The 26,332-nt window shown below is 71.5% G+C and carries 23 protein-coding genes, 1 tRNA gene and 1 pseudogene; 10 read left to right on the top strand and 15 right to left on the bottom strand.

Annotated elements, in window-relative coordinates:
* Nucleotides 1–85: 85 nt before the first annotated feature.
* From ilvA to Msi02_RS19660, 3 genes are read right to left on the bottom strand one after another with little or no spacing between them, the layout of a single operon-like run.
* The gene (gene ilvA, locus Msi02_RS19670; RefSeq protein WP_204049702.1) at nt 86–1,300 is read right to left on the bottom strand and encodes a threonine ammonia-lyase; all 1,215 of its coding nucleotides are present in this window, start codon (nt 1,298–1,300) and stop codon (nt 86–88) included.
* A 36-nt stretch (nt 1,301–1,336) separates the two neighbouring features.
* Nucleotides 1,337–2,329, bottom strand: a complete 993-nt coding sequence (locus tag Msi02_RS19665; RefSeq protein ID WP_204049701.1) for an ROK family protein — start codon at nt 2,327–2,329, stop codon at nt 1,337–1,339.
* On the bottom strand, nt 2,326–3,552 hold the full coding sequence (locus Msi02_RS19660; protein WP_204049700.1) for an FIST signal transduction protein: 1,227 nt from the start codon (nt 3,550–3,552) through the stop codon (nt 2,326–2,328). The genes Msi02_RS19665 and Msi02_RS19660 overlap by 4 nt, the downstream gene beginning before the upstream one ends.
* Nucleotides 3,553–3,713: 161 nt before the next feature.
* Between Msi02_RS19660 and Msi02_RS19655 the strand changes: the two genes are divergently transcribed.
* The 4 genes from Msi02_RS19655 to Msi02_RS19640 all read left to right on the top strand — a co-directional run bounded on the left by Msi02_RS19655 (nt 3,714) and on the right by Msi02_RS19640 (nt 9,188).
* Nucleotides 3,714–5,123 carry a sigma 54-interacting transcriptional regulator gene (locus Msi02_RS19655; protein ID WP_204049699.1) on the top strand — a complete coding sequence of 470 codons (1,410 nt, stop codon included), beginning with the start codon at nt 3,714–3,716 and terminating at the stop codon, nt 5,121–5,123.
* On the top strand, nt 5,120–7,063 hold the full coding sequence (locus Msi02_RS19650; RefSeq protein WP_204049698.1) for a vWA domain-containing protein: 1,944 nt from the start codon (nt 5,120–5,122) through the stop codon (nt 7,061–7,063). The genes Msi02_RS19655 and Msi02_RS19650 overlap by 4 nt, the downstream gene beginning before the upstream one ends.
* 403 nt (nt 7,064–7,466) lie before the next feature.
* The gene (locus Msi02_RS19645) at nt 7,467–7,898 is read left to right on the top strand and encodes a hypothetical protein (protein WP_079315678.1); all 432 of its coding nucleotides are present in this window, start codon (nt 7,467–7,469) and stop codon (nt 7,896–7,898) included.
* Between the two features lie 72 nt (nt 7,899–7,970).
* Nucleotides 7,971–9,188 carry an MFS transporter gene (locus tag Msi02_RS19640; protein ID WP_204049697.1) on the top strand — a complete coding sequence of 406 codons (1,218 nt, stop codon included), beginning with the start codon at nt 7,971–7,973 and terminating at the stop codon, nt 9,186–9,188.
* A 31-nt stretch (nt 9,189–9,219) separates the two neighbouring features.
* Here the strand turns inward: Msi02_RS19640 and Msi02_RS19635 are convergent, their stop codons facing one another.
* Together Msi02_RS19635 and Msi02_RS19630 are read right to left on the bottom strand one after the other, a co-directional pair.
* Nucleotides 9,220–10,359 (bottom strand): cystathionine gamma-synthase, encoded by a 1,140-nt coding sequence (locus Msi02_RS19635; protein WP_204049696.1) that lies wholly within the window; start codon nt 10,357–10,359, stop codon nt 9,220–9,222.
* A gap of 59 nt (nt 10,360–10,418) precedes the next feature.
* Complete coding sequence (locus Msi02_RS19630) at nt 10,419–10,805, bottom strand: Rossmann-fold NAD(P)-binding domain-containing protein (RefSeq protein ID WP_204049695.1); 387 nt, start codon at nt 10,803–10,805, stop codon at nt 10,419–10,421.
* A gap of 159 nt (nt 10,806–10,964) precedes the next feature.
* On the opposite strand from Msi02_RS19630, the gene Msi02_RS19625 reads away from it, so the two are divergent.
* A complete protein-coding gene (locus Msi02_RS19625; protein ID WP_204049694.1) occupies nt 10,965–11,186 on the top strand; it encodes a hypothetical protein in 222 nt (73 codons plus the stop codon).
* Nucleotides 11,187–11,213: 27 nt separating this feature from the next.
* Here Msi02_RS19625 and Msi02_RS19620 read toward each other — a convergent pair whose 3' ends face one another.
* Nucleotides 11,214–12,584 carry a cystathionine beta-synthase gene (locus tag Msi02_RS19620; protein WP_204049693.1) on the bottom strand — a complete coding sequence of 457 codons (1,371 nt, stop codon included), beginning with the start codon at nt 12,582–12,584 and terminating at the stop codon, nt 11,214–11,216.
* Between the two features lie 120 nt (nt 12,585–12,704).
* Here Msi02_RS19620 and Msi02_RS19615 point away from each other — a divergent pair, with 120 nt between their 5' ends.
* The 3 genes from Msi02_RS19615 to Msi02_RS19605 all read left to right on the top strand — a co-directional run bounded on the left by Msi02_RS19615 (nt 12,705) and on the right by Msi02_RS19605 (nt 16,451).
* Nucleotides 12,705–13,679, top strand: a complete 975-nt coding sequence (locus tag Msi02_RS19615) for an SGNH/GDSL hydrolase family protein (protein ID WP_239108538.1) — start codon at nt 12,705–12,707, stop codon at nt 13,677–13,679.
* Nucleotides 13,680–13,726: 47 nt separating this feature from the next.
* Nucleotides 13,727–15,094, top strand: coding sequence for an outer membrane protein assembly factor BamB family protein (locus Msi02_RS19610; RefSeq protein WP_204049692.1), 1,368 nt, complete (start codon nt 13,727–13,729; stop codon nt 15,092–15,094).
* A 139-nt stretch (nt 15,095–15,233) separates the two neighbouring features.
* On the top strand, nt 15,234–16,451 hold the full coding sequence (locus Msi02_RS19605) for an acetyl-CoA C-acetyltransferase (protein ID WP_079315684.1): 1,218 nt from the start codon (nt 15,234–15,236) through the stop codon (nt 16,449–16,451).
* A gap of 51 nt (nt 16,452–16,502) precedes the next feature.
* On the opposite strand, the gene Msi02_RS19600 is transcribed toward Msi02_RS19605, so the two are convergent.
* The 3 genes from Msi02_RS19600 to Msi02_RS19590 form a co-directional block, all read right to left on the bottom strand.
* Nucleotides 16,503–16,913, bottom strand: a complete 411-nt coding sequence (locus Msi02_RS19600) for a PPOX class F420-dependent oxidoreductase (protein ID WP_079315685.1) — start codon at nt 16,911–16,913, stop codon at nt 16,503–16,505.
* Nucleotides 16,914–17,088: 175 nt separating this feature from the next.
* On the bottom strand, nt 17,089–17,307 hold the full coding sequence (locus tag Msi02_RS19595; RefSeq protein ID WP_079315686.1) for a DUF4287 domain-containing protein: 219 nt from the start codon (nt 17,305–17,307) through the stop codon (nt 17,089–17,091).
* A 187-nt stretch (nt 17,308–17,494) separates the two neighbouring features.
* Nucleotides 17,495–18,280, bottom strand: coding sequence for a Bax inhibitor-1/YccA family protein (locus Msi02_RS19590; RefSeq protein WP_204049691.1), 786 nt, complete (start codon nt 18,278–18,280; stop codon nt 17,495–17,497).
* 414 nt (nt 18,281–18,694) lie between these two features.
* Between Msi02_RS19590 and Msi02_RS19585 the strand changes: the two genes are divergently transcribed.
* Nucleotides 18,695–20,200: a HAMP domain-containing sensor histidine kinase gene (locus tag Msi02_RS19585; RefSeq protein ID WP_204049690.1), complete on the top strand. Its 1,506-nt coding sequence runs from the start codon at nt 18,695–18,697 to the stop codon at nt 20,198–20,200.
* Between the two features lie 6 nt (nt 20,201–20,206).
* On the opposite strand, the gene Msi02_RS19580 is transcribed toward Msi02_RS19585, so the two are convergent.
* The 6 genes from Msi02_RS19580 to Msi02_RS19555 all read right to left on the bottom strand — a co-directional run bounded on the left by Msi02_RS19580 (nt 20,207) and on the right by Msi02_RS19555 (nt 25,871).
* Nucleotides 20,207–21,178, bottom strand: a complete 972-nt coding sequence (locus Msi02_RS19580; RefSeq protein WP_204049689.1) for an asparaginase — start codon at nt 21,176–21,178, stop codon at nt 20,207–20,209.
* Nucleotides 21,175–22,014, bottom strand: a complete 840-nt coding sequence (locus Msi02_RS19575; RefSeq protein WP_204049688.1) for a Clp protease N-terminal domain-containing protein — start codon at nt 22,012–22,014, stop codon at nt 21,175–21,177. The genes Msi02_RS19580 and Msi02_RS19575 overlap by 4 nt, the downstream gene beginning before the upstream one ends.
* A 45-nt stretch (nt 22,015–22,059) precedes the next feature.
* Nucleotides 22,060–22,722, bottom strand: a complete 663-nt coding sequence (locus tag Msi02_RS19570) for a trypsin-like serine protease (RefSeq protein ID WP_204049687.1) — start codon at nt 22,720–22,722, stop codon at nt 22,060–22,062.
* Between the two features lie 507 nt (nt 22,723–23,229).
* Nucleotides 23,230–23,302 (bottom strand) — tRNA-Leu (locus Msi02_RS19565).
* 254 nt (nt 23,303–23,556) lie between these two features.
* Nucleotides 23,557–24,888: an NAD(P)/FAD-dependent oxidoreductase gene (locus Msi02_RS19560; RefSeq protein WP_079315692.1), complete on the bottom strand. Its 1,332-nt coding sequence runs from the start codon at nt 24,886–24,888 to the stop codon at nt 23,557–23,559.
* A 179-nt stretch (nt 24,889–25,067) separates the two neighbouring features.
* On the bottom strand, nt 25,068–25,871 hold the full coding sequence (locus tag Msi02_RS19555) for a uracil-DNA glycosylase (protein WP_204049686.1): 804 nt from the start codon (nt 25,869–25,871) through the stop codon (nt 25,068–25,070).
* Nucleotides 25,872–26,118: 247 nt separating this feature from the next.
* On the opposite strand from Msi02_RS19555, the pseudogene Msi02_RS19550 reads away from it, so the two are divergent.
* A pseudogene (locus Msi02_RS19550) lies at nt 26,119–26,332 on the top strand (cytochrome P450); the annotation flags it as partial.

The following is a 26,332-nucleotide window of genomic DNA, read 5'->3' as shown; positions in this document are numbered from 1 at the left end:
CCCCCGGACCCCCGCAAGGGCCGGGTCAGGTGATCCTCACTTCGCTCCGGGTCACCTGACCGGCACCGATCAGCTCAGGAGAGGCTCAGGAGAACAGCAGCTTGTAGCCGTCCCGCCGCAGCGCGCTCAGCACCTCGTCGCAGTGCGCGGGGCCGCGGGTCTCCAGTTGCAGCAGGACCTCGGCCTCCTCCAGGTGCAGCCGGGAGCCGAACCGCTCGTGCACCACGTCGAGCACGTTGGCCCCGAGGTCCGCCAGCCGGGCCAGCAGCGCGGCCAGCGCCCCGGGACGGTCGGTCAGCCGGATGCGGAAGGCGAGGTAGCGGCCCGCCGCCGCCAGGCCGTGCCGCAGCACCCTGGCCAGCAGCAGCGGGTCGATGTTTCCGCCGGACAGCACGACGACCACCGGCGGCTCGAACGCGTGCGGCTGGTCGAGCAGCGCCGCGACCCCCGCCACTCCGGCCGGCTCCACCAGCAGCTTCGAGCGTTCGAGGCACAGCAGCAGGGCCCGCGACAGCGACTCCTCCGAGACCGTCACGACGCTGTCCACCAGGTAGTGGATCAGCTCGAACGGCAGCTCGCCCGGCCGCCCGACCGCGATGCCGTCCGCCATCGTGGACGTGGGCTCGACCATGACCGGACGGCCCGCGGCCAGCGAGTCGGGGTAGGCCGCGGCCCGCTCGGCCTGCACCCCCACCACCTTGATCCCCGGGCGCTGGGACTTCACGGCGAGCGCGACCCCCGCCGCGAGACCGCCGCCGCCGATGGGCAGCACGATCGTGGCCGTGCCGGGAACCTGCTCCAGGATCTCCAGGCCGACCGTGCCCTGCCCCGCGACCACGTCGGGGTGGTCGAACGGGTGGATGAACACCGCGCCGGTCCGGTCCGCGTGCTCCCTGGCCGCCAGCAGGGCCTCGTCGACGGTGTGCCCCGCGAAGACCACGTCCGCGCCGTACGCCCGGGTGGCCTCCACCTTCGGCAGCGGCGCGCCCTCGGGCATGTAGACGGTCGACTTGGCCCCGACCAGCGACGAGCCCAGCGCCACGCCCTGCGCGTGGTTGCCCGCGCTGGCCGCCACCACGCCCCTGGCCCGCTCCTCCTCGCTCAGGCGCGCGATCCGCACGTACGCCCCGCGGACCTTGAACGACCCGGCCCGCTGGAGGTTCTCGCATTTGAGGTGCACCGAGCCGCCGACGATCTCGGAAAGCACCCGTGAGTGCAGGACGGGCGTCAGCGCCGCCACTTCCGACAGCAACTCGCGCGCGGCGACGACGTCGTCGTACGTCACCTGTGGGACAGCCATGTGCCAATCATCACAGGTTCGGGGGAGCGACACGCCTCAGAGGCCGGGCGACCAGTAATTGCCTCCGGCGATCACGAGGGCGGCGGCGCCGACGAGACCGGCGTCCTGGCCGAGCGCGGCGGGCACGACCCGCACCCGCCCGGCGAACCCCATCCGGGTGTGCTCGCGCAAGGCCTCCTCCAGGGGGCGGAACAGCAGGTCGCCCGCCTGGCTGAGCCCGCCGCCCACCGTCACGAGGTCGAGGTCGCACAGGTTGACGGCCGAGGCGATCGCGATGCCCAGTGCGCGCCCGGCCCGGGCCATCGCGGCCAGCGCGATCGGGTCGCCCGCGGCGGCGTCCGCGGCCAGCCTGCGCGCGGTGGCCGTCCCCTCCTCCCGGTAGAGCGCCCCGGGAGCATCCCGGTAGAGGTCCCCTTCGGTGACGGCATCGCCCGGAGACCAGCCCTGCGCGAGTGCCCAGGCGGCGAGGCCGGGGCCGCGGGCGATCGCCTCCAGGCAGCCGTTGCCGCCGCACCCGCATGGCGGGCCCTCGGGGTCGACCACCACGTGGCCGATGTGACCCGCGTTGCCCGTCCCGCCGTCGATGAGCCTGCCGCCGAGGATCAGCCCGCCGCCGACCCCGGTCGACACGACCATCCCCAGCATGGCCGCGCTCCCCCGCCCGGCGCCGCGCCAGTGCTCGGCGACGGCCAGGCAGATCGCGTCGTTGTGGATGCGGACCGGGACGCCGGGAAAGCGCGCGGCCAGCCTCGCGCGCAGGGGGAAGCCGCGCCAGCCGCCCATGTTGAGCGGCGACACCTCCCCCTCCGGCCAGGTCATCGGGCCGCCGCAGCCGATACCCACCCCGGCGAGGGCGGCGGGCACGTCCAGCCGGTCGAGCAGGGCGGTCAGCGTCCCCCAGAGCGTCTCGGCGTCGGCGCCCTGCGGGGTGGCGACCCGTTCGGCGGCCACCACCTGCCCGTCCGGCTCCACCAGGCCCGCCGCGAACTTCGTGCCGCCGATGTCGACGGCCAACGTGAGGTCGCTCACGCGCCCGCTCCGGTGCCGGTGGACAGGCCCGTGCCACTGGAGAATCCCGTGCCGCTGGAGAAGACGAGCAGCGACGCGGTGAAGCCGTGGACGTGGTTGTGCCCGCCGACCGGCCCGACCTCGCCCGCGGCGAAGAACCCCGCCACCCCGATGGGCCCCAGCGTCTCGCGTACGGCGAGCGCGTCGTGGTCGGCCGAGCCGAACATGCCCGAGCCCCGGCCGTTGCAGGAGAACAGCAGCGCCCCCTCGGCCCGGCCGGAGTGCTGGTGCAGGTGGGCGTCGAGCAGATCGTAGAGGTCCTCGTCGGCGGCCTCGGCATCCCTGACCTGGAACCGCACCGTCCTGCCGATCTCGATCACGTCGCCGACGGCCACCGCCTCGCGTTCGGGATCGATGCCGATGACCCCCCGGATCAGGAAGTCGCCGCGCTCGTGGCGCTCGGCGTACTCGTCCATCGCGATGCCGATCTGTAAGCCGGCGGCCACCAGGTCGCGGTCCTCCTCGTCGAGCGCGCTGACGATGTCCTCCAGGCGGGCAAGAGCAGGCTGGCCCGCGAGTTCCAGCAGCACGTTGTCCTCGGCCCGCGTGACGACCATGGACGGCCCGATCGGCCGGCAGCCCTGGCTGACGACCGTGCCGATGTTCACCGCGCCACCGATGATCACTCCGATCGCGCCGGAGTCGTGGACCTCTCCGTTGGCGAACAGCCGTACGGAGCCACGGCCCTGGAGCCCGTTGGCCAGGCCGCCGACGATCGGCAGGCTGCCCAGCACCTCGTGCGAGTGCTCGATGAACGCGTCGGTGGGGAAGCTGTAGGGGTCGGCGAGCAGGATCGCCGCCCGGTCGTCGGGGACGCGCTCGGGCAGCCCCACGACCACGAACCTGTCCTCCGTGCGGAGCGTCTCCAGGGCGAAGGTGTCGATCCTGGCGCCGCCGAGGGAGGCCGCCCACGCGCTCACGGCCGGGGTCAGCTCCACGCCCTGGCCGTGCCCGATGACGCCGGTCGCGCTGCAGCCGATCACGTCGGCTCCGGACGCGACGGACATCGCCCGCCGGCCCGCACTGGCCACGTCGTCGGGATCGTCCCCACAGATGAAGAAGCACACCAGGTCTGGCGGACCCGACAGGCCGGCCAACGCCTGGCGTACGGCCGTCTCGGCCGCTTCCACCAGGTTCGCGCCCACGGCGAGACCGTCGGCGAAGCGGCTCGTCAATACCGCCATGTCTCGCCCTCTCTTCCTCCGCGACTGTGTCCTTGGGCCGATTCTCCCCACTGAACGGAGGTCAACGCACGGGCCACCCGGCCAATTGGGCCGGGCGCCCGGCAACCGTGTCTCCCAAACCGGGCTGCAGGATCGTCTGATGGGGACGTAGGCTCGACTCCGTGCACAAATCGCCCACGCCTGCCCCCAGCACTCTGCGTGAACTGCGCGAGAGTGGACACCGATACCGAACGGTCAAGGCCGAGATCAGGGAGAACCTCCTGGCCCGGCTGCGGGCCGGCGAGCCCCGGTTCCCCGGCATCGTCGGCTTCGACGACACCGTCCTGCCCCATCTGGAGAGGGCGCTGATCGCCGGTCACGACCTCGTGCTCCTCGGCGAGCGCGGCCAGGGCAAGACCCGCCTGATCCGCACCATCACCGGCCTGCTCGACGAGTGGTCGCCCGTGGTCAAGGGCTGTGAGATCAACGACCACCCGTACGCGCCGGTCTGCGTCCGGTGCCGGCGGCTGGCCGCCGCGCACGGCGACGACCTGCCGGTCGCGTGGAAGCACCGCGAGGACCGGTACGGCGAGAAGCTGGCCACCCCGGACACCTCGGTCGGCGACCTGATCGGCGACGTCGACCCCATCAAGATCGCCGAAGGCCGCACGCTCGGCGACCCGGAGACCGTCCACTACGGCCTGGTCCCCCGGACCAACCGCGGCGTCTTCTCCGTCAACGAGCTGCCCGACCTGGCCGAGCGCATCCAGGTGGCGCTGCTCAACGTGCTGGAGGAGCGCGACATCCAGGTCCGCGGCTACAACCTGCGCCTCCCCCTCGACATCCTGCTGATCGCCAGCGCCAACCCCGAGGACTACACCAACCGCGGCCGGATCATCACCCCGCTGAAGGACCGCTTCGGCGCGGAGATCCGCACGCACTACCCGCGTACGGTCGAGGACGAGCTGGTCCTGATCCGCCAGGAGGCCGACCTCGGCGCCCTCGGCGCGGACCTGCCCGACCACCTGGTGGAGGTGATCGCCCGGTTCACCCGCCTGGTCCGCGAGTCCACCGCCGTCGACTCCCGTTCGGGCGTGTCGGCCCGCTTCTCGATCGCCGCCGCCGAGACCGCCGCCGCCTCCGCCGTACGGCGGGCCGCGCTGACCGGGGAGGAACGGCCTGTCACCCGGGTGTGCGACCTGCCCGGCGTGGTCCACACGCTGCGCGGCAAGGTCGAGTTCGAGGTCAGCGAGGAGGGTCGGGAGATCGAGGTGCTCGCCCACCTGCTGCGCCGCGCGACGGCCGAGACCTTCCGCTCCTCACTCGGCGGCGCGGACCTCGCGCCGCTTCTCGACAGGTTCGGCGAGGGCGCGCAGGTCGAGTCGGGCGAGCTGGTGCCGGCCCACGAACTGCTGCGCAGGATCGGCCGCGTCGAGGGCCTGTCGAAGATCATGGCGCGGTTGGGCATGGGCGAGGGCGACGAGTCGCCCGGCCACGCCGCCGCGGCACTGGAGTTCACCCTGGAAGGGCTGTACCTGATGCGCAGGCTGTCCAAGGACGAGACCGACGGCGGCACGGTGTACCGCACGTGAGCTACTTCTACCGGGAGTACCACGACGGGCCGGATCCGCTGGCTCCGCCCTACGACGTACGTTCGGCGCTGGACGAGATGGGCGATGCCATCCTGTCCGGCTCGACACCGCTCGACGCGCTGCGCGACCTGCTGAGGCGGGGGCTCCCCGGCGCCCCGGACCGCCGCGGTCTCGACGACCTGCTCCGCCAGGTGCGGCGGCGCCGCCGCGAGCTGCGGGAGAACACCCGGCTCGACGGCACGCTGGAACGCGCGCGCGCCCTGCTCGACAAGGCGATCGGCCAGGAGCGGGCCGAGTTGTTCCCGGATCCCTCCGACGACGCCCGCTTCCGCGAGTCGGCGCTCGACGCGCTGCCCTCGGACACGGCGCGGGCGGTCCAGGAGCTGGCCGACTACGACTGGCGGTCGGCCGCGGCCCGGCAGACGTTCGAGGAGCTGCGCGACCTGCTGCGCCGGGAGGTCCTCGACAGCCAGTTCCGCGGCATGCGCGACGCGCTGGCCAACCCCGACCCGGCCGCCATGGAGCGGGTCCGGCAGATGATGTCGGACCTCAACGACATGCTGGACCGGGACGCCCGGGGTGAGCACACCCAGGATGACTTCGACCAGTTCATGCAGAAATACGGGGACATGTTCCCCGAGAATCCGCGGAACCTCGACGAGCTGGTGGACCAGCTCGCCCGCCGCGCCGCCGCCGCGCAGCGGCTGCTCGCCTCGCTCACCCCGGAGCAGCGCGAGGAGCTGGCCGGGCTGATCAACCACACGCTGGAGCAGGCGGGCCTGGCCGAGCAGATGCGCCGGCTCGGCGACGCCCTCTACGCCCGCCGCCCCGACCTCGCCTGGGGCGCCCCGGAACGGGTGTCCGGCGAGCAGCCGATGGGCATGGGCGACGCCGTGACGGCCCTGCAGGAGATGGCCGACCTCGGCGACCTGGAGACCGCGCTGCGGCAGGACTACCCCGGCGCCCGGCTCGACGACATCGACGAGGCCGCCATCAGACGGGCACTCGGCCGCTCGGCCGTGGACGACCTGGAGGCGCTGCGGCAGGTCGAGCGTGAGCTGGAGGCCCAGGGCTATCTGCGGCGCAACCGCGGCAAGCTGGAGCTCACCCCGAAGGCCGTACGCCGGCTCGGGGAGACCGCCCTGCGCCGGGTCTTCGCCTCGCTCGACTCGGGCCGCCGCGGCGACCACGACCAGCGTGACGCGGGCACGGCCGGGGAGCCGACCGGATCGACCCGCCCGTGGCGCTTCGGGGACGAGCAGCCCATCGACGTCGTGCGTACGGTCGTCAACGGCGTACGGCGGGGCGGCGGCGCGCCGGTGGCCCTGTCGGTGGACGACTTCGAGGTCGTGGAGACCGAGCGGCGCTCGGCGGCGGCCGTGTGCCTGCTGGTCGACCTGTCCTACTCGATGGCCCTGCGCGGCACCTGGGCGGCGGCCAAGCAGACCGCGCTCGCCCTCCAGGCGCTGGTGGCCTCGAAGTTCCCGCAGGACGCGGTGCAGATCATCGGGTTCTCGAACTACGCGCGGGTGCTGCGGCCGGACGAACTCGCCGGGCTCGAATGGGACATGGTCCAGGGCACCAACCTGCACCACGCCCTGCTGATCGCGGGCCGTCACCTCGACCGGCACCCGGACTTCGAGCCGGTGGTCCTGGTCGTGACCGACGGCGAGCCGACGGCGCACCTGATGCGCAACGGCGTGCCGCGCTTCGAGTGGCCGCCGTCGCAGGAGACGCTGACGCTGACGCTCGCCGAGGTCGACAAGATGACCCGGCGGCGCGCGACGATCAACGTCTTCATGCTGGCCGCCGACGACCGGCTGCGCGAGTTCGTGGACGAGGTCGCCCGGCGCAACGGCGGCCGGGTCTTCTCTGCCAGCGCCGACCGCCTCGGCGAGTACGTCGTCAGCGACTTCCTGCGCGCCCGCCGCACCCGCTGAGCAGTCGGCACAGACCCCCTCGCCGAGCGGTTCGCCGCCCGCCACGCGGGCATTGCTATGCAGACGGGCGCGATTCGGGGGCGCGTTCCGAGGCGACGGATGGAGACCGGACGAGTTCCGGGAGATCGATAATCGATTGCCGACCGGGTTGCAATCGGCGGACGATAGACAGGCATCCCCTGTTCGCGCTGGTCGTTCCACATGCCGGTGGAAGGAGCGCTCCCATGTTCGCAGCGGTCGGCCTCATCGTTCTCATGATCCTCACCGGAGTGCTGTACGAGATGGCGGTCCACAACCGCCCCCGTCGCCGGAAGTAGTTCCTCAACGCCCCGGCGTCCGACGCGCCCGCGGCGAGCGGGTCCGGCGACTGCGGGGCCCGTCGGCCAGGCGATAGCCTCTGCCCATGTCGCCTCTCGACCATTTCCTGCTGTGGCTGCACATAGGGTTCGCGATCTTCGCACTCGGTCCGCTCACGGCGGTCACGAGCGTCACACCGCGCTACATCCGGGCCAGGGATGTCGCGGTGCTGCGGTATCTGCACCGCGCGACCCGGCTGTTCGGCCTGCTCACGATCGGGGTCTTCCTGTTCGGCGTGCTGCTGGGCCGCAGCGCGCTCGGCGCGCCCTACCTGTCGGTGTCGATGACGCTGTTCGTCGTGGCGGCCGTCCTGCTGGTGATCGTCGAGCGTGACCAGCGTACGGCCATCGCGGCGCTGTCCAGCGAGTCGACCGAGGACGACGCCAAGGTGCAGACCGGGCGGATCGCCGCGCTCGGCGGCATCAGCGCCCTGATCTGGCTCGTCATCCTGTTCCTGATGGTCTTCTTCAACCCCTGAGAGGGAGATTCCCGCTTTTCCTCGAATGTCCGGTAGAACGTCTTTGGCCGGAAACGGGGGAAAGAGGAGCGGGTGCACCTTACGACGCAACGCCGGGCGGCGTGGGCGCTGGCCGCCCTCGCCGTCGGGGCCTTCACCTACGTCACCGCCGAGGTCCTCCCCATCGGGCTGCTCACGGTCATGGCGGCCGACCTGGACCGGTCGCCGTCCGAGACGGGCCTGCTGGTCACGGGGTACGCCGCGGTCGTGGTGCTGGCGTCGCTGCCGCTCACCCGGCTGACCCAGCGGGTGCCGCGGCGCAGGTTGCTCACCGTCACGCTCGGCGTGTTCGTCGCGGGGATGCTGCTGACCGCCGTGGCGCCGAACTACCCGGTGCTGCTGGGCGGGCGGCTGCTGGTCGCGGCCACCCAGGCGCTGTTCTGGTCGGTCGCGACCCCGGCCGCGGCGGCGATGTTCCCCCCGGAGATCCGGGGTCGCGCGATCGCCCGGATGTCGATCGGCAGCTCCCTCGGGCCCGTCCTCGGCGTCCCTGTGGGCACCTGGCTCGGCCAGCAGGTCGGCTGGCGGACCGCGTTCGCCCTGGCCGCTGCCGTCGGCCTCATCACGTGCGTCACCGTGGCGACGCTGATGCCCGGCCGGCGGCAGGCAGGCGACGGCTCCGACGGCCACGAGCCGGGCCGGGGCGCCACCCCGGACGCCCGGCGCTACGCGCTGCTCATCGTCGCCACCGTGATCGGTGTGGGCGGCTATCTCACGGCGTACACCTACATCACGCCGTTCCTGCTGGACTTCGGCGGTTTCGCACCGGCCGCGCTCAGCCCGCTGCTCCTCGCGTCCGGGATCTCCGGGGTCGCCGGGACGATCGTGGTCGGCCGGCTGCTCGACAGCCGGCCCAGGATGGCGCTGGTCGGGCCGCTGGCCCTCATCACGTGCGCGCTGCTCGCCCTCTACTTCTTCGGCGCCCTGCACCCGGTGGCGGTGGTGGCCCTCTGCGTGACGGGCATGTCCTTCAGCGCGCTGGCGGCGGCCATCGCGAGCCGCGCGCTGCAGGTGGCCCCGGGCAGCACCGACATCGCCTCGGCCGGCAGCGGCTCGGCCTTCAACATCGGCATCGCGGGCGGGTCGCTGCTCGGCGGCGCGCTCATCGACCACTCGGGCGTCCGCAGCGTGACCGTGGCGGGCGCCGTCCTGACCGCCGCGGCGCTCGCCGCCCTGCTGTGCGAACGGTGGGTCGCTCCCGCCCGCGCCTCCGCGCCGGAGCGTACGGCCCCGGCGCGGAGCGCCCGCTAGAAAGCAGCGCGGAGTGGGCGTTGAACAGTCCTCAGCCGAGTGCCTCGGAGAGGTCGGCGAGCAGGTCGTCGACGGTCTCGATGCCGACCGACAGACGGACCAGGTCGGCGGGGACCTCCAGCGGCGACCCGGCGGCCGACGCGTGGGTCATCCGGCCGGGGTGCTCGATCAGCGACTCGACGCCGCCGAGCGACTCCCCGAGCGTGAACAGCTTGGCGCGGTTGCAGATCTCGACGGCCGCCTCCTCGCCGCCCTCGACCCGGAACGACACCATGCCGCCGAAGCGCCGCATCTGCTTGGCCGCGACCTCGTGACCGGGGTGCTCGGGCAGGCCCGGATAGAGGACCTGGACGACCTTCGGGTGCGACAGCAGCAGGTCGACCACGCGCTCGGCGTTGTCGCAGTGCCGGTCCATGCGCACGCCCAGCGTCTTGAGGCCGCGCAGCGTGAGCCAGGAGTCGAACGGCCCGGCCACCGCGCCCATGGCGTTCTGGTGGTAGGCCAGCCGCTCGCCGAGGTCCGCCGAGCGCGTCACCAGCGCCCCGCCGACCACGTCGGAGTGGCCGCCGACGTACTTGGTCGTCGAGTGGACTACAACGTCGGCCCCCAGGCTGAGCGGCTGCTGCAGGTATGGCGAGGCGAAGGTGTTGTCGACCACGAGCACCGCGCCCCCGTCGTGCGCGACGTCCGCCAGCGCGGCGATGTCCGCCACGTTCAGCAGGGGATTCGTGGGCGTCTCCACCCAGATCGCCTTCGTGGACGGCCGTACGGCGGCGCGCACCGCGTCCAGGTCGCCGAGCGGCACCGGGTCGAAGGAGACCCCCCACGGCTCCAGCACCCGGGAGAACAACCGGTAGGTCCCGCCGTACGCGTCGTCGGGGATCACCACGTGGTCGCCGGGCTTGCAGACGGTCCGCAGCAGCGTGTCCTCGGCGGCCAGGCCTGACGCGAAGGCCAGCCCGCGCACGCCCCCCTCGACGGCGGCCAGCGCCTCCTCGAGTGCGGTCCTGGTCGGGTTGGCCGACCGGCTGTACTCGTATCCCGCCCGCAGGCCGCCCACGCCGTCCTGCTTGTAGGTGGACACGGCGTATATGGGAGGAACGACGGCGCCCGTGTGCGGGTCCGGCTCCTGGCCCGCGTGGATGGCCAGCGTCTCGAAACCATGGTTCATGGGGTCGAGCGTAGCCGCCCGGCCCCCCTGGTCCCGGCGGGCGGCGCGTCGGCAGGTGATCAGGCGAAGTAGTGGCCCTCCTTCAGGTCGGCGATCAGACCTGGGCGGGTGGGCTGCCAGCCGAGCAGGTCGCGGGTGATCTGGGCCGACGCGGGGCCGTCGACTCCCCAGAAGCCGCCGAGCCAGCCGACGTAGTCCTGGGCCTGCTCGGGGCTGACGGAGACGGCGGGGATGCCGAGGTGTGCGGCGAAGACCTCGGCGACCTCGCGGATCGGTACGCCTTCGTCGCCGACGGCGTGCAGGACCGATCCGGGCGGTGCGGATTCGAGTGCGAGGCGGAACAGGCGGGCGGCGTCGTCGCGGTGGACGGACGGCCAGCGGTTGGCGCCGTCGCCCACGTAGGCGGCGGCGCCTTTCGCGCGTGCGAAGCCGATCGCGGTGGACATGAAGCGGCCGGCGACCGGCCCGACCTGGCGACGGCGGCGCGCGCGGTCTGGACGCGGACCTCCGACCCACGGCGGTGGGCGGAGTTCAGGCTCTTCTTCGCGGTCTATGGACGCGCTCTCCAGTCGCCGCAGCAGTTCGCGGACTTCCTGGAGCACGTCGTGGCCGACTGGATGGGCGCCCTGTGCGACGCGCAAGGACCGGACGTCGACCCGGCGACGGCGGCGCGCACGGCCACACTCGTGATCGCGACGATCCGCGGGCTGCTGCTCGATCTGCTCGCCACCGGCGACCGGGTCCGGGTGCAGGACGCGGCCGAGAGCTTCCTCGCCACCCTGGACGACAGGGCAGGGCGGCCCCCACGGCACATTGAGCCGACGTAGGCGAACGCGCGACAGCGTGATCCGAACTCAGTGGTTGGCGAGGAAGGCCAGCAGGTCCTGGCGGGTGACCATGCCCACCGGCTTGCCGTCGTCGAGGACCACGGCGGCGTCGGCCTTCTCCAGCGCCTCGACCGCCCGGGCCACCGGCTCACCTGATCCGATCATGGGCAGCGGCGCGGACATGTGGCCGCCGATCTCGTCCTCGGACCGCACCCGGCCGCGGTAGAGGCCCTCCAGCAGGTCGCGCTCCACGATCGAGCCGATGACCTCGGCCGCCATGACCGGCGGCTCCTCCTTCATGACCGGAAGCTGCGAGACGTTGTACTCCCGCATGATCGAGATCGCGGTGCCGACGGACTCGTGCGGGTGGACGTGGACGAACTCGGGCAGCCCCGGCGTCTTGCGCCCCAGCACGTCGCCGACCAGGCCCTCCTCGCTCGCCGTGGTGAGGAAGCCGTAGTCGGCCATCCACTCGTCGTTGAAGATCTTCGACAGGTAGCCGCGGCCGCCGTCCGGCAGCAGCACGACCACGACGTCGTTCGGCCCGGCCGCCTGGGCGACCCGTACGGCCGCCACCACGGCCATGCCGCACGAACCGCCGACGAGCAGCGCCTCCTCGCGGGCGAGCCTGCGGGTCATGCCGAACGAGTCCTTGTCGGAGACCGCGATGATCTCGTCGCAGATCGTGGTGTCGTACGTCGCGGGCCAGATGTCCTCGCCCACGCCCTCCACGAGGTAGGGACGGCCGGTGCCGCCGGAGTAGACGGAACCGACGGGGTCGGCGCCGATGACCTTGACCCGGCCGCCGGAGACCTCCTTGAGGTACTTGCCGGTCCCGCTGATCGTCCCGCCGGTGCCGATGCCGGCGACGAAGTGCGTGATCCTGCCCTCGGTCTGCTCCCAGATCTCCGGCCCGGTGGAGTGGTAGTGGCTCGCCGGGTTCTCGGGGTTGGAGTACTGGTCGGGCTTCCAGGCGTTCGGGATCTCGCGGGCCAGCCGGTCCGACACCGAGTAGTACGAGTCGGGGTGGTCGGGCGAGACGGCGGTCGGGCAGACGACGACCTCCGCGCCGTACGCCCGGAGCACGTTGATCTTGTCCTGGGCGACCTTGTCCGGGCAGACGAACAGGCAGCGGTAGCCCTTCTCCTGCGCCACGATGGCCAGGCCCACGCCGGTGTTGCCGGAGGTCGGCTCGACGATCGTGCCGCCGGGCTTGAGCTCGCCGCTCCGCTCGGCCGCCTCGATCATCCGCACCGCGATGCGGTCCTTCACCGAGCCGCCGGGGTTGAAGTACTCCACCTTGGCCAGGACCTGGGCGGACGCGCCCGCCGTGACCTTGCGCAGCCGGACGAGCGGGGTGTTGCCCATCAGCTCCACCAGCGAGTCGTGAACGCGCACCGCGATGACCACCTTGTTTGCCGAAGCTTGTCAGCCTGCCGTCAGCCGGGGTTCCGATAGGGGTGGCCGGAACTCGGCTAGTTTCTTCTTCAAACCGTACCGTGAGCGTGAGGGGGGCGGGTGATCTGGACGTCCGGCGCGGTGCGCGCCGCGCGGCGTATCGCCACCGCCGCCGCCCTGGGCGGAGGCGGGCTCACGGCCCTGGGAGCGGTCACGTACGGCCTGCTGATGGCCGAGGCCATGGTGGCCCGCCGCATCGTGGGGCAGCCGCACGGCCTCGACGGCCCGCAGGCCGACGGCGTGTACGGCGCCTACCCCGGTGAGCCGATCCGGATGGCCGTCCTCGGCGACTCGACCTCCGTCGGCCTCGGCATGACCCGCCCCGAGGACACCCCGGCCGTCCGCATCGCGTACGGGCTCGCGGCGGTGGCGGAGCGTCCGGTGCGCCTCACCGTGGTCGGCCAGTCGGGCGCGGCGTCGGTGGACCTCGGCACCCAGGTGGACCGCGCGTTGGAGGCCCGGCCGGAGATCGCGGTCGTCTTCGTGGGGGCCAACGACGTGACCACGGCCACCCTGCCGGCCCGGGCCGTACGGCACCTGCAGAAGGCGGTGCGCCGGCTGCGCGAGGCCGGTGCGGAGGTGGTCGTGGGGACCTGTCCCGACCTGGGCACCGTGCGTCCGATCGCCCAGCCGCTCCGATGGGTCACCCGGCGCTGGTCGCGGCAGCTCGCCGCCGCCCAGACGGTCGCCGTCGTCGAGGCGGGCGGCCGCACCGTGGCGTTCGCCGACCTGCTCGGACCCGAATTCGACGCGAACCCGGCCGAGATGTTCGGACCAGATCGTTTCCATCCATCTGCCCGAGGTTACCTACAAGCCGCGTACGCAGTGCTACCGTCTGTATGCGCCGCGTTGGGGTTGTGGCCCGAGCCGGAACCCGTGCGCGTCGAAGGATCGCAATACCTCTTGGCCGCAATGGCCGTGGAGGAACCCGGCACCGAGGTCACCGCGACCCGTGTCGCCGGCCGGGCGTTCGGCCCCCACGGACGGTGGGCGGCACTGCTCCGCCGGAGACCCGGGCCGCTTCCGAACGCCTAGAGCCGGTTACCTCCTGCGGCCGGGCCATCACCCCCTGTAGGAGCGAAATGATCCGGCCCCAGCTGAACCACGTGAAACCCGCTCTGGCGCTCGCCGCGACCGCCCTGCTGACCGGGGGCGCCCTCACCGGCTGCTCCGGCGGCGACGAGGCCGCCAAGGACTACCCGGCCTGGCAGAACACGCAGGTGAACGCGGTCAGCCGGGCCACCACGGGAGGCGGCGTCGCGGCCACCACCTCCATGCGGCCCGACGGCTCCCTGGAGACCGTCGTCCTCGACCTCGCCACCGGCCGCCGGCTCTGGGCACACCCCGCGACGATGGTGGGCCGGCTCCCCGGCATGGGGGTGCAGGCTCCGGCGACCGTGGAGACCGGCGGCGGGCAGGCCGTGGTGGTCGCGCTCGACCCCGCCGCGGCCGGTCACAAGGGCGCCGCGCTGGTCGCCAGGGACGCCCGCACCGGGCAGCAGAAGTGGACCAGGCCCGTGCGATCCACCTTCGGGCCGCAGCGCTGCGGGCCGTACGTCTGCGTCTCCGAGGACACCGCGCTCTCGTCCGCCCGCGTCGTGGTCCTCGACCCCCGCGACGGCGCCGTGAAGTGGCGCCTGGCCGGCATCGCGGAGGTCGAGTGGTCCGACTCGTCCAAGGTCGTCCTGCTCAGGCTCGCCTCCCACCCGGTGCTGGAGGCTCGCGCGATCAAGGACGGCAAGACCGTCTGGCAACTGCCGATCGAGCAGGCCCTCGGCCCCGACGTCGACCTGAGCGGGGGCTGGGCCTTCGGCGCCACGGGCGACAAGATCATCGGATACGTCGCCCCGTACACCAACCCCGAGACCAAAGAGACGTCGACCTTCGGCCTGTTCTCCGCGCGTCTCGCCGACGGCGCCGTCGACTGGATGCGGCCGTCCGTCGTCCGCGTCTACCCCAGTGGCAACCCCGCGTACGCGCCGGTCGTCCGGCCGGTGGACGAGCAGGGCCAGTACGGCGGGTTCGCCCGGCTCGACGCCGAGACCGGACGGGTCCTGGGGCAGATCACGCCCACCCAGGTTCCCGGGTCGGGCTGGTGGCTGGCCTTCCCGCCCGAGATGAACAAGCTCGGCTTCCTCAAGCGCGACGCCCCCGGCTCGGTCTTCGACCTCAGCACCGGCGAGCCGACCCCGGTGAGCGGCGCGACCGGCTGGTCGTTCTGCGTGACCGACCCCAAGCCGCTGCCGCTGCGCGGCATGATCCCCGGGTTCTACTCGATCGCGGCGCTGTGCGAGTTCGACCTGGCCACGGGCAAGCGCAAGGACTCCTCCTCCGCGCCGCCCTCCTGGTTCACCGGCAGCCAGAACGGCTGGCGCCTGTGGCGCGACGAGAAGGGCGGCCTCCACGCCGTCAACGACGGCACCGCCACCACCCCCGGCATGTACGGCTGATTGATTGACTTGTGCAGTAGTACAAAATTCTGGTGAGTGGGGCCCGGGGCGTGGCGGGCGGCGTACCGAAGGGTAACCTCCGGGGAGGAGGCCCCCCGAACCCTGGGTGGAGGGGCACGAGATCAGGCAGGAGAGTCACATGCCCGAGGCAGTCATCGTGGCGACCGCGCGGTCGCCGATCGGCCGCGCCTTCAAGGGGTCACTCAAGGACATCCGCCCGGACGACCTGACCGTGCAGATGGTCCGCGCCGCGCTGGCGAAGGTGCCGCAGCTCGACCCGAACGACGTTGACGACCTCATGCTGGGCTGTGGGCTTCCCGGCGGCGAGCAGGGCCACAACCTGGGACGCGTGGTCGCGGTGATGCTCGGGCTCGACAACGTGCCGGGCACCACCGTGACCCGCTACTGCTCCTCCTCCCTGCAGACGACCCGGATGGCGTTCCACGCCATCAAGGCCGGCGAGGGCGATGTGTTCATCTCGGCGGGTGTCGAGACCGTCTCCCGCTTCGCCAACGGCAGCTCCGACATGCCCCAGGCGCAGAACCCGCTGTTCGACGAGGCGAAGGCGCGGACGGAGGAGACCGCGAAGGGCGGCGCGCCGGTGTGGCACGACCCGCGCGAGGACGGCGCGCTGCCGGACGTCTACATCGCCATGGGCCAGACGGCCGAGAACGTCGCGGCCCTGAAGGGCGTCTCGCGGCGCGAGCAGGACGAGTTCGGCGTGCGCTCGCAGAACCTCGCCGAGAAGGCCATCGCCAACGGCTTCTGGGAGAGCGACATCACCCCGGTGACGCTCCCCGACGGCAGCGTGGTGAGCAAGGACGACGGCCCCAGGGCCGGCACGACGTACGAGGCGGTCTCGCAGCTCAAGCCGGTCTTCCGGCCGGACGGCACGGTGACGGCGGGCAACTGCTGCCCGCTGAACGACGGCGCCGCCGCTGTGGTCGTCATGAGCGACACCAAGGCCGCCGAGCTGGGCATCACGCCGCTCGCCCGGATCGTGTCGACCGGCGTCACGGGCCTGTCCCCCGAGATCATGGGGCTGGGCCCGATCGAGGCGTCGCGGCAGGCTCTCGCCCGTGCGGGCATGTCGATCGGCGACGTCGACCTGGTCGAGATCAACGAGGCGTTCGCGGCCCAGGTCATCCCCTCCTACCAGGAACTGGGCATCGACATCGAGCGGCTCAACGTTAACGGTGGCGCGATCGCGGTGGGCCACCCGTTCGGCATGACCGGCGCCCGCATCACCTCCACGCTGGTCAACAGCCTCCGGTTCCACGACAAGTCGATCGGGCTGGAGACGATGTGCGTCGGCGGCGGCCAGGGCATGGCGATGGTGCTGGAGCGGCTGTCCTGAGCGAAGGGATTCACGCCGGTCCCGGCCGGAGCCGGGACCGGCGGGGCCGGCTCAGCCGTGGAAGTCGGGGCCCGCGCGTGTGGGCTCGACCCGGATGATCACTCGCTTGTCCCGGATCATCGCGGCGCGGTAGTCGTCCCAGTCCGGGTGCTCGCCGCTGATGTCGCGGTAGTACTGCACCAGGTGCTCCATCGCGTCCGGCAGCGAGACGACGTGGGCGACGCCCTCGATCTGCATCCACTCGCCGTAGAAGGCGTCGGTCATCACGGTGAGCACGACCTGAGGGTTCTCCCGCAGATTGCGGGTCTTGACGGCCGTCTCGCGGCTGCTGATCACGATGTAGCCGTCCTTGTCGCAGCCGACGGTCACCGGGGAGGTCTGCGGCCGCCCGTCCGGATAGCGGGTCAGCATGACCGCTCGGTGGTTGTTCCTGACGAACTCACGCGCCTTGTCGAGATCCATAGAACAATGATGCGCCCGCACCGGACCGGTGCGGGCGCGTCGGTTCTGCCTCAGGACGCCACTCAGGACTGTGGCAGCATGCTGCTCGTGAGTCGCTGCTCGTGCGTGCTGTTTTGTGCCTGCTGAGTTGTGCCTGCTGTTGCGCGGGACGTCACTGCCCCTCCCGCGCTCCGGTCTAGAAGCGACGCCGCCGTTCGTGCTCGAGGACGATCGCGGCGGCGTAGCCGTGGCTCAGCCCGTGCTCGTCGGCGAGCCAGTTGGCCCGCTCTTCACAGCGTAGGAACGACGGGCCGTTGTCGATGGCTTCGAACCACTCTGGGAGGTCGCGCCCGGTTATGGACGGGACACGGGCGATCAGCTTGTTCTGGGTCTCCGGTGAGTGGTTCAACGACATGGGCACCTCCACGGAAAAGGCTGCTTTGTGTCACAGTGCATCACCGGTCCGCGCTTGACAAGCCCTCAGCGGCATTGATTTGTTACAAGATGTTGATCGAAAGTTGCGTCGCCGATCACCGGATCCTGATATAGCGCGACAAAGGGGCGCCGCTCCCGGAGGAACGGCGCCCCTTTCGCTCGTACGGCTAGTCGTTGTTCGTGAAGTAGCTGATGAAGCGGAGGATCTCCAGGTAGAGCCAGACGAGGCTCAGGGTCAGGCCGAACGCCATCAGCCACGAGTAGCGCTCCGGCACGCCGGCCCGCACCCCCGCCTCGATCTCGCTGAAGTCGAGCAGCAGGAAGAAGCAGCCGAGCAGGATCATGCCGATGCTGAAGACCCAGCCGATGGGGCTGTCGGTGCGCAGGCCCAGGCCGCCGCTGACGAAGATGCCCGCGATCCAGTTGATCAGCATCAGGCCGACCGCTCCGAACGCGGCGGCGATCACGAACTTGGCGAACTTCGGAGTCGGCCGGAAGATCTTCAGCGCGTACACGGCCAGCGTGCCGCCGAAGGCCACCATCGTGCCGAGCACCGCCTGCAGGACGATGCCGTTGTAGACATCGTCGTACATGTGGCTCAGCACGCCGATGGCGACGCCGTAGCACACGGAGTAGCCGAGGATCAGCGCGGGGTTGGTGCTCTGCTTGAACGACACGATGAGCCCGAGGATCAGGCCCACGATCATCGCCGGCGCCGCCAGTCCCCAGCCGACGTTGAAGTACCAGGCCAGGGCCGCCGACACGACGAGCGTGCCGAGGGTCATGAAGCCCCGCACCACGACGTCGTCGATGGTCATGGCCCGCGCCGCGGGGGGAGCGTACGAGGGCGCGGCGTACATCTGGTTCAGCTGCTGCACGCTGGGCGCCGGACCGGCCCACGCCTGCTGACCAGCCGCCCCGCGCCGACTGAATATGGGGTTCTTGCTCTCCATTCGCTTCCTCCAGGACGCGACTCACCGATCAGCCGCTGCGCGGCCTAGTGGGGATGGTGCCCGAGGAGTGGTGCCCCTACAAGGGGGAGCGCCACTCCACCACAGTGGCAACGATCAGGCTTCCCGGCGAGTTCCCGCCCTCGCCCGATGGATGAGAACGGCCGACGCCGATCGCAGAACAAACTTGAACAGTTCCTTTACTTGAGTACTTCAAGTCTGATGCTAGCGTGGTGCGGAGCCGAGAAGTAGCGGCCTGACCAGGCAGAACGCCTCAGCGACCACTCCGCCTGCCGTTGCGAGCCTCGTTCCGAACCACACAGGCACGGCAGCCCGTCCGGACGGTCACTTCGACGCCGCAGAGTCGCTCAGCCGCCGCCGGTGCCGCAGTGGAATGTCATCGCGAGGAGGACGGCGATGAACGTCAGCGGCCCATCGCTATTGCGAAGGTTCCGGCCTGATTCCATCCGGGGACGCATCACCGTCCTCGTCACGGCGCTCGCCACCCTGCTCCTGATCCCCACCGGGATCCTGGGCAGCATCCTGGCCCGGCAGGCGTTCTCCACCGCGGTCTGGCTCGACGCCCGGCAGGAGGCGGCGCTCACGGCCGCCGCGTGGCGTACGGGCCACTTCCGCAACGTCATCACCCCGCAGGTGGCCGGGATCGACCTGGTCCAGGTGGTGTCTCCCAATCGGCGGGTGCTCGCCGCGTCGCCCGCGGCCCGGGGCATGCCCCCGCTGACGTCCTTCTGGCCGTCCCAGGAGGATCCGATGCAGGACCTGCAGGCCTGCGCGCACGACGGGATCGGCTGCCTGCGCCTGTCGGCGCTGCGGGTGATGCCGGGGCCCAACTCCCCCGTCGTGTACGCGGGACGCCCCATCGACGGCTTCACGCCCGTCGCGATGTTCGATCTGCTCTTCACCGCGGAGGTCGCCGTGCTCGTGCTGCTCACCGCCTGGGCCACCTGGAAGGTGGCCGGACGCACCCTGCGCCCCGTCGAGGCCATCCGCAGCGACCTGGCCGCCGTCAACGTGAACGACCTGGACACCCGGGTGCCCGTACCGGCCGGGGACGACGAGATCGCGCGGCTCGCCCGCACCGTGAACAGCACGCTCGCCCGCATCGAGCAGGCGAAGCTCACTACCGAGCGGGCGCTGCGGCGGCAGCGCGAGTTCGCCGCGGACGCCTCCCACGAACTGCGCACTCCGCTCGCCGGCCTGCGCACGCAACTGGAGGAAGCGCAGCTTCACCCCGACGAGACCGATCTGCGGTCGCTGCTCAGGGACGCGCTGCTCGACGTGGAGCGGCTGGAAGCGATCATCGACGACCTGCTCCTGCTGGCGAAGGTGGGGGCGACGGCCCCGGGCCGCAAGCCCGTGGACGTGTCCGAGCTGGTCAGGGATGAGGTCGCCCGCCGGACCGACCGGATACCGGTGCGCCTTCGGCTGGCGGACGGGGTCAGGATGCACGCCGCGCCGCGCCACCTCGCCCGTCTGCTGACCAACCTGCTCGACAACGCGCAGCGGCACGCCAGGAGCGTGGTCGAGGTCGGGCTCCGGCGCGACGACGGCTTCGTCGAATTGTGGGTCAGCGACGACGGTCCCGGCGTCCCGGCGTGCGAACGGGAGCGGATCTTCGAGCGGTTCGCCAGGTCGGACACGGCACGCAGCCGGGGCCGCGGGGGCACCGGGCTCGGCCTGGCCATCGCCCGCGACATCGCCCGCGCCCACTGCGGCACCCTGGTGGCGGCCGAGTCGCCGTACGGCGGCGCCATGTTCGTGCTGTGCCTGCCGGTCTCCGGCTGCCCGCCGAACACCGACGCCGCGCCCTCGCAGACCGCGGTCCACCCCGCCGCCGGCCCGTACGCCGAGCCACCGCAGATGGAGGACGTCCCGGCGCCGGTGAACGAGCGACGTGCCTGACGGCGGTCAGAGGCGGGCGAACCAGTCGCGGACGGCGCGCCGCCCGCCCCCACCGAGCGCCACCATCAGGGCGTACCGGGCCTTCACCGGAGCCAGCCCGCGCGCCCCGATGGCGCCGACCTTAGCGGCCAGCCCCAGGGCCAGTGGCAGGTCCTCCAGCGCGACCGGCCGGGTGCGGCACCGCGAGGTGACCACCACGGGGATGTCCCACTCCGCCAGCTCGCTGAGAGTCGCGTACAGGGTGATCGGGATGTTCCCGACGCCGGTGCCCTCCAGCACGACGCCCCTGGCTCCGGCGTCCACGACGGACGTGACGAGCACGGGGTCCATCTCCGGATACGTCTTGATCAGTGCGACGTTCGTCTCCGGCTCTCCCCGCGCCGCCGGGGGCCGTGGCGGCGGCGTCGCCGTCATCTCTGCCCGGCCGTCCGCCACCCGGCCGAGGATCGGCGCGGGAACGGAGGAGAGTGCCGCCACGCCCGTCGCGTCGGCCATCGTGACCCAGCGGGCCGCGTGCAGTTCGTCGTTCACGCAGACCACCGCGCCGACGCCGCGAAGCGCGGGATCCGCGGCGGCGACCAGGGACGACGCGAGGTTGCGCGGGCCGTCGCTCGACAGCTCGTCCAGCCCTCGTACGGCGCCGGTCAGCACGATGCCGCCACGGAGAGCGGCGGGCCCGGCCAGTAGGTCCGTGAGGAAGGCCGTCTCCTCGATCGTGTCCAGGCCGTGGGTGACGACCACGCCGTCGAATCCCTCGTCGAGCAGGGCCGTGCGGGCACGCCGGGCCAGCCGCAGCATGGTGGAGGGCGAGGTGTCCCAGCTCGGCTCGGCCTGGACGTCCTCGGTCACGACCTCCACGCCGAGATTCCCGGGTACGGCCGCCAGCAGGTCGGCGGCCGTCGCGAGCCCCGGGCGGCCGGTGTGACGGGCGTACGCCATGACGTCGCCCGTCGCGACCAGCAGCACGCGCCGGGTCACGACGCGTCGTCCTCGGCGGATGCGGCGACTCCGGCGTGCCGCTCGAGGCGCTCGACGCGTTGCAGGAGCGGAGCGATCTCCTGACGGACGACCGCCGCCACGGCCTGCACGGCGGTCTGGGAGGCGGCCTGAGGGGTGGCCTGGGCCGCGCTCTGGGAGGCGGCCTGGGATGCGGAGGCGTCCTGCGCCCGGAGGTGGACGTAGCCGGCGAGCGCCGCGACGACCGCGCGCCGCGTGAGGCGGGGCTCTGCGCCCCGTGCCCGCAGCACCTGCCCGCCGATCCCGTCGGGCTCCGTGACCAGGCCGAGCAGCAGGTGCTCGCACCCGATGTAGTTGTGCCCCAGCGCATGGGCCTCGGTGACCGCCAGTTCGAGGGCGTTGGCCGCGGGCGCGTCGAACCGGCTCGGACCGTCCTTCCCCGTCCCGTCGTCCCCGGACTGCTCCGGGCCGGCCGCTGCGGCGGGTGCGGACGGGCTGCGGCTCGCGAGGTCGCGCTCGAGCAGGCTGGGCTCGATCTCGATCGCCCGCAGGACGTGCAGGGCGAGGTTCTGCCCCTCGGCCAGCATCGCGGCGAGCAGGTGCTCGGTGCCGATGCCGGAGGCGCCCTCGGCCCGGGCCCGTTCCAGCGCCAGCCGGAAGACGGCGCGGGTCCTGGGCGTGAAGTGCGACAGCCGGGGGTCGTCGATCTCGAAGTCGCCGAGGATGCTCTCGCGGATGGCGGTCACCCGGCGGACCGCCTGTTCCAGCGCCCGCTGGCAGATCGCGGACACCGGCAGGGCCGCCTCCTTGACCGCCTCCGCGAGATCGTCCGGGAGGTACACGTTGATCTTAGGCATGCACCATTCATACCCCCATTGGGGGTACACGTCTACCCCCAACCATCAGGGAAGCGCGACGAACTCTCCGAGGAAATCCCGGACCTCGGGGATGTCCAGGCGGTAGTCGACGTTGGTCGTCCGACAGGCGTCGTCCACTCCGCTGATCGTCGTGGCCACGAGCAGGTTCGAGTCGGGACCTCCGAGGTAGTTGGGGCCACCCGAGTCGCCGTAGCAGGTTCCGCCCTCCCCCCGCGAGGGGTTCGGCGCCAGGTCGAGCCACCTGCTGCCGAGGCGCTTGAAGGAGATGGAGGTCTGGCTGCGCGTGTCGGTGTAGTGGTACCGCCATCCGTGCCGCTTCTTCGTGGGGTCCACGGAGCCGTAACCGACCGGGGTGAAGCGCGCGGTCTGCAGAGTGCCGTCGGCCTTGAGCTGGTCGAGCAGGCCCAGAGTGGGCAGCTTGGCCGGCGTGATGCCGGTGACGGGCTCGGAGAAGACCACGACGGCAATGTCATGGGCATCGCCGCTGTATCTGCCGTCGGCAATGTAGCGACCGGTGTAGAGCTTCGCCCCGGGCTGGTAGTGGCTGGCGAAGGAGACCCGGGCGGTCTTCTGGCCCTCCTGACCGCAGTGGGCGGCCGTGAGGAAGACGGTCGGGGAGATGAGGGTGCCCGTGCAGTACGACCACGTGCCGTCGCTTTCCGGCTTCTCGCCGATGAGGGCTCCCACTTCCGGATGAGCGGTCTTATCGACCGAGCCATGGGTGATGGCCGACGCGGGCAAGGCGATGCCCGTGACCAAAGCCACAAGAATCATGACAAAAGGGACGAAACGCATGCACGAATGTATCCGAGCATGGGCTCTCTATGGCAAAAGAGAACGAAAAGATCTACCGATTGGCCGTCAGGGTGGGACTTCCGATATCCGCCATCGGCGGCTGAACCGGCCGGCCACCGCTCGCCGCTCGGGCCGAACCGCAATGCCGGAACAGGCAGCGGGTGGCGCCGCCCACAAACCTCGTCGCACACGCGAAGCCGCCCCTCCAGTCGAGGAGGAGCGGCCATGGTGATGCGGTCCGAGTCGCCTACTCGGCATCCGACCCCGGTGGTCGTGCCCGCGGTTCTCCGATGACGGGCTATACCTTCGGGGACGCCGTCGGCGCAACGGGGCCGAGTTCGACGCCAAGGCATCGTGCAACCCGCTCGTGTCGATGCAGGTGCGCTGCCGGGCGCCCAGTGCCCCCGGTGGGACTCGAACCCACACCACAGCCCTTTTAAGGGGCTTGCCTCTGCCATTGGGCTACGGGGGCGCCGCGATCATATGTCACGGATCACTCCTCTGTAAGCAAGTTACGTCTTACGCGGCTTGTCCCCCTTTCCACAGCGCGTGAACGGCGCCTCTGGCCGCCACCCGGTCAAGGTCCTGGAGACCGTCCGCACCTACTCCCCCCTCCACCACACCAGCATGTCAGAGCGCAGGAACACACAACGGCCCGGCGGGGTGCGCCGCCGGGCCGTGTGCGTGTCCTGAGGGTCGTGCCGTCGATCCGTCCGCGCCGAGCGGTCAGCGCTTGGGGCCGCTCTTCGCGGCCGCCCTGAACTCGTCGCGCGGGTGCTCGATCTCGCCGAGAGAGATCGTCTCGCGCTTGAAGAACAGCGACAGCGTCCAGTCCATCACCACGCGGACCTTCCGGTTGAGGGTGGGCACCCGCGACAGGTGGTAGGTCCGGTGCATGAACCAGGCCGGGAAGCCGCGCAGCTTCACGCCGTAGACGTTCGCGACGCCCCGGTAGAGGCCGAGCCCGGCGACCGACCCGGCGTACTTGTGCCGGTAGTCCTGCAGCTTCTCTCCGCGTAGGTACGCCGCGATGTTGTCGCCGAGGACCTTCGACTGCCGTACGGCGTGCTGGGCGTTGGGCGCGCAGTACTGGCCGGGGTTGGTCACGTCGGGCACGCCCGCGATGTCGCCGGCGGCGAAGGCGCCCTTGACGCCCGCGACGGTCAGGCGCGTCGTGGTCTTGATCCGGCCGCGCTCGTCGAGCGGCAGGTCGGTGGAGTTGACGATCGGGCTCGCCTTGACGCCGGCGGTCCAGACGATCGTGGCCGACTCGAACTCGTCGCCGTCCGAGGTCTTGACCAGGCCGCCCTCGCACGACTGGAGGAACGTCTCCATCTTGAGCTCGATGCCGCGCTCGCGCAGCTGCTCGGCGGTCCACTCGCCCATCTCGGGGCCGACCTCGGGCAGGATGCGGTTGGACGCCTCGATCAGGACCCAGCGCAGGTCCTTCTTGTCGATGCTCGGGTAGTACTTGATCGCGTCCTCGGTCATGTCCTCGAGCTCGGCGAGGGCCTCGATGCCGGCGAAGCCGCCGCCGACCACGACGAAGGTCAGCGCGCGGCGGCGCACGTCCTCGTCGTCGCTCGACTCGGCCCGGTCGAGGAGGGCCAGGACCCGGTTGCGCAGCGCGATCGCCTCGCCGACGGTCTTGAAGCCGATGGCCGCGTCCTCCAGGCCGGGGATCGGCAGCGTACGGGAGATCGAGCCGGCCGCCATGACGACGACGTCGTACTCGATCTCACGCGACTGGCCCGCGGCGGGCTCGAAGGTCAGCGTGCGCGCCTCGTGGTGCACCTTGGAGACCTTGCCGTTGAGGATGCGCACCTTGGGCAGCACCCGGCGCAGCGGGGCCACGACGTGGCGCGGCGAGATGTTGCCGGCCGCCGCCTCGGGAAGGAACGGCTGGTAGGTCATGTACGACTGCGGGTCGATGAGCGTGATCCGCACGCTGCCGTCGCGCAGCTCCCGGCGGAGCGTGCGCTGGAGACGAAGAGCCGTGTAAAGGCCCACGTACCCACCGCCGACGATGACGACGTGCTTCCAGTTGCGGTCTGCCACGGATGCCTCCCAACGCTTGTGAAAGCATTCACAAGCCTACGTCACGAGTCGGCAACCGCACCAACCCACTAGGGCCAAAGGTCCAGTGATTTTCCCCACTTAGTCATCTCTTGACGACATTTCTCAGGAAAATTCCTGCGTTCTTCCCTCCGTGATCGACTTCACACTTGTGAAATGGTTCACAAGTCCGTCGTCCCCAGGGCGGCGGCGCGGGTGAAGACCGCGTCGAGCATGTCCGCGGTGACCCGGCCGGTGAAGGTGTTCTGCTGGCTCGGGTGGTAGCAGCCGATGAGCGTGACCGGAGCCGCGCCGTAGGAGACGGGCACCTCCACGGCGTGGCCGAACGGCGGCCTGCGGGGCGGCAGGGCGAACCCGGCCTCGCGCAGCGCGGGCCACACCGCCTGCCAGGCGAAGCCGCCGAGCGCCACGATCACCCGGGTCGTGCCTGCCACCAGCGCGAGTTCCCTGGCGAGCCAGGGGAAGCAGGTGTCGCGCTCCTCCGGAGTGGGCTTGTTGGCGGGCGGCGCGCACCGCACCGCCGCCATCATCCGGGCGCCGATCAGCCGCTGCCCGTCGCCCGCGTGGACGCTGGTCTCCTGCGCGGCGAGCCCGGTGCGGTACAGCGACGCGAACAGCCAGTCGCCGCTGCGGTCGCCGGTGAAGATCCGGCCGGTCCGGTTGCCGCCGTGCGCGGCGGGGGCCAGACCCACGATGAGCGTGTGCGGCGTCTCGTCGCCCCACCCCGCGATCGGCCGGCCCCAGTAGGTCTCGTCCGCGAACGCCCGCCGTTTGACGTCGGCGACCTCCTCCCGCCACTCGACGAGGCGGGGGCAGGCGCGGCACACCGACTGCCGGGCGGTCAGTTCGGTCAGCGTACGGCTCTCTGCGGCCAGTTTGGCGACCTCGTGGGCATCGTGGGCGACGGGGGTGTCCGGGCACGCGGGGTCGCCCGGCCAGCCGGAACCGGGAGGAACGGAGCTCATGACACCGATCGTGCCAGGTCAGAAGATGTGCGTCGGCCAGAAGCCGGCTCTCGCGACGCCGGCGCCCGCGATCGCCGATCGCGCCGCCCGGAACCGGCGCCCGGCGCCGCGCAGTCGCGCGGTCCCCCGGTCTCCACCCGGTGTCCATGAAGCATCCGCGCCGCGTCACGAAGCCGTGTCACGAATAGGCCATGCCGAGAAAGATTCCAATCTTTTCCGTCATGCCGGAGGTGGGTACGTACGGCGCGTGTCGACCGACTCAATCCCCCCGCTGTTCGGCCCGGCGTTCGACGCCGACCCCTACCCCGCCTACGACTGGCTGCGCCGGAACGCCCCGGTGACCCGCGTGCCGCTGCCCGGCTGCGAGGCGTGGCTGATCACGCGGTACGAGGACGCCGTGACCGCGCTGACCCATCCCGCCCTCGCCAAGGACCCGGCGGCCGGCTCGCCCGAGTGGCGGG

Source organism: Microbispora siamensis (genome assembly GCF_016863095.1).
In the GTDB taxonomy this organism is placed as follows: domain Bacteria; phylum Actinomycetota; class Actinomycetes; order Streptosporangiales; family Streptosporangiaceae; genus Microbispora; species Microbispora siamensis.
This window is presented reverse-complemented; position numbering and strand designations above follow the sequence as displayed.

What these genes read in the sequence shown, in the direction of transcription:
- ilvA (WP_204049702.1), bottom strand. Translation starts at nt 1,300, where the DNA reads ATGGCTGTCCCACAGGTGACGTACGACGACGTCGTCGCCGCGCGCGAG.
- Msi02_RS19660 (WP_204049700.1), bottom strand. Translation starts at nt 3,552, where the DNA reads ATGGCGGTATTGACGAGCCGCTTCGCCGACGGTCTCGCCGTGGGCGCG.
- Msi02_RS19645 (WP_079315678.1), top strand. Translation starts at nt 7,467, where the DNA reads ATGTCGCCTCTCGACCATTTCCTGCTGTGGCTGCACATAGGGTTCGCG.
- Msi02_RS19635 (WP_204049696.1), bottom strand. Translation starts at nt 10,359, where the DNA reads ATGAACCATGGTTTCGAGACGCTGGCCATCCACGCGGGCCAGGAGCCG.
- Msi02_RS19630 (WP_204049695.1), bottom strand. Translation starts at nt 10,805, where the DNA reads ATGTCCACCGCGATCGGCTTCGCACGCGCGAAAGGCGCCGCCGCCTAC.
- Msi02_RS19610 (WP_204049692.1), top strand. Translation starts at nt 13,727, where the DNA reads ATGATCCGGCCCCAGCTGAACCACGTGAAACCCGCTCTGGCGCTCGCC.
- Msi02_RS19605 (WP_079315684.1), top strand. Translation starts at nt 15,234, where the DNA reads ATGCCCGAGGCAGTCATCGTGGCGACCGCGCGGTCGCCGATCGGCCGC.
- Msi02_RS19600 (WP_079315685.1), bottom strand. Translation starts at nt 16,913, where the DNA reads ATGGATCTCGACAAGGCGCGTGAGTTCGTCAGGAACAACCACCGAGCG.
- Msi02_RS19595 (WP_079315686.1), bottom strand. Translation starts at nt 17,307, where the DNA reads ATGTCGTTGAACCACTCACCGGAGACCCAGAACAAGCTGATCGCCCGT.
- Msi02_RS19590 (WP_204049691.1), bottom strand. Translation starts at nt 18,280, where the DNA reads ATGGAGAGCAAGAACCCCATATTCAGTCGGCGCGGGGCGGCTGGTCAG.
- Msi02_RS19585 (WP_204049690.1), top strand. Translation starts at nt 18,695, where the DNA reads ATGAACGTCAGCGGCCCATCGCTATTGCGAAGGTTCCGGCCTGATTCC.
- Msi02_RS19575 (WP_204049688.1), bottom strand. Translation starts at nt 22,014, where the DNA reads ATGCCTAAGATCAACGTGTACCTCCCGGACGATCTCGCGGAGGCGGTC.
- Msi02_RS19555 (WP_204049686.1), bottom strand. Translation starts at nt 25,871, where the DNA reads ATGAGCTCCGTTCCTCCCGGTTCCGGCTGGCCGGGCGACCCCGCGTGC.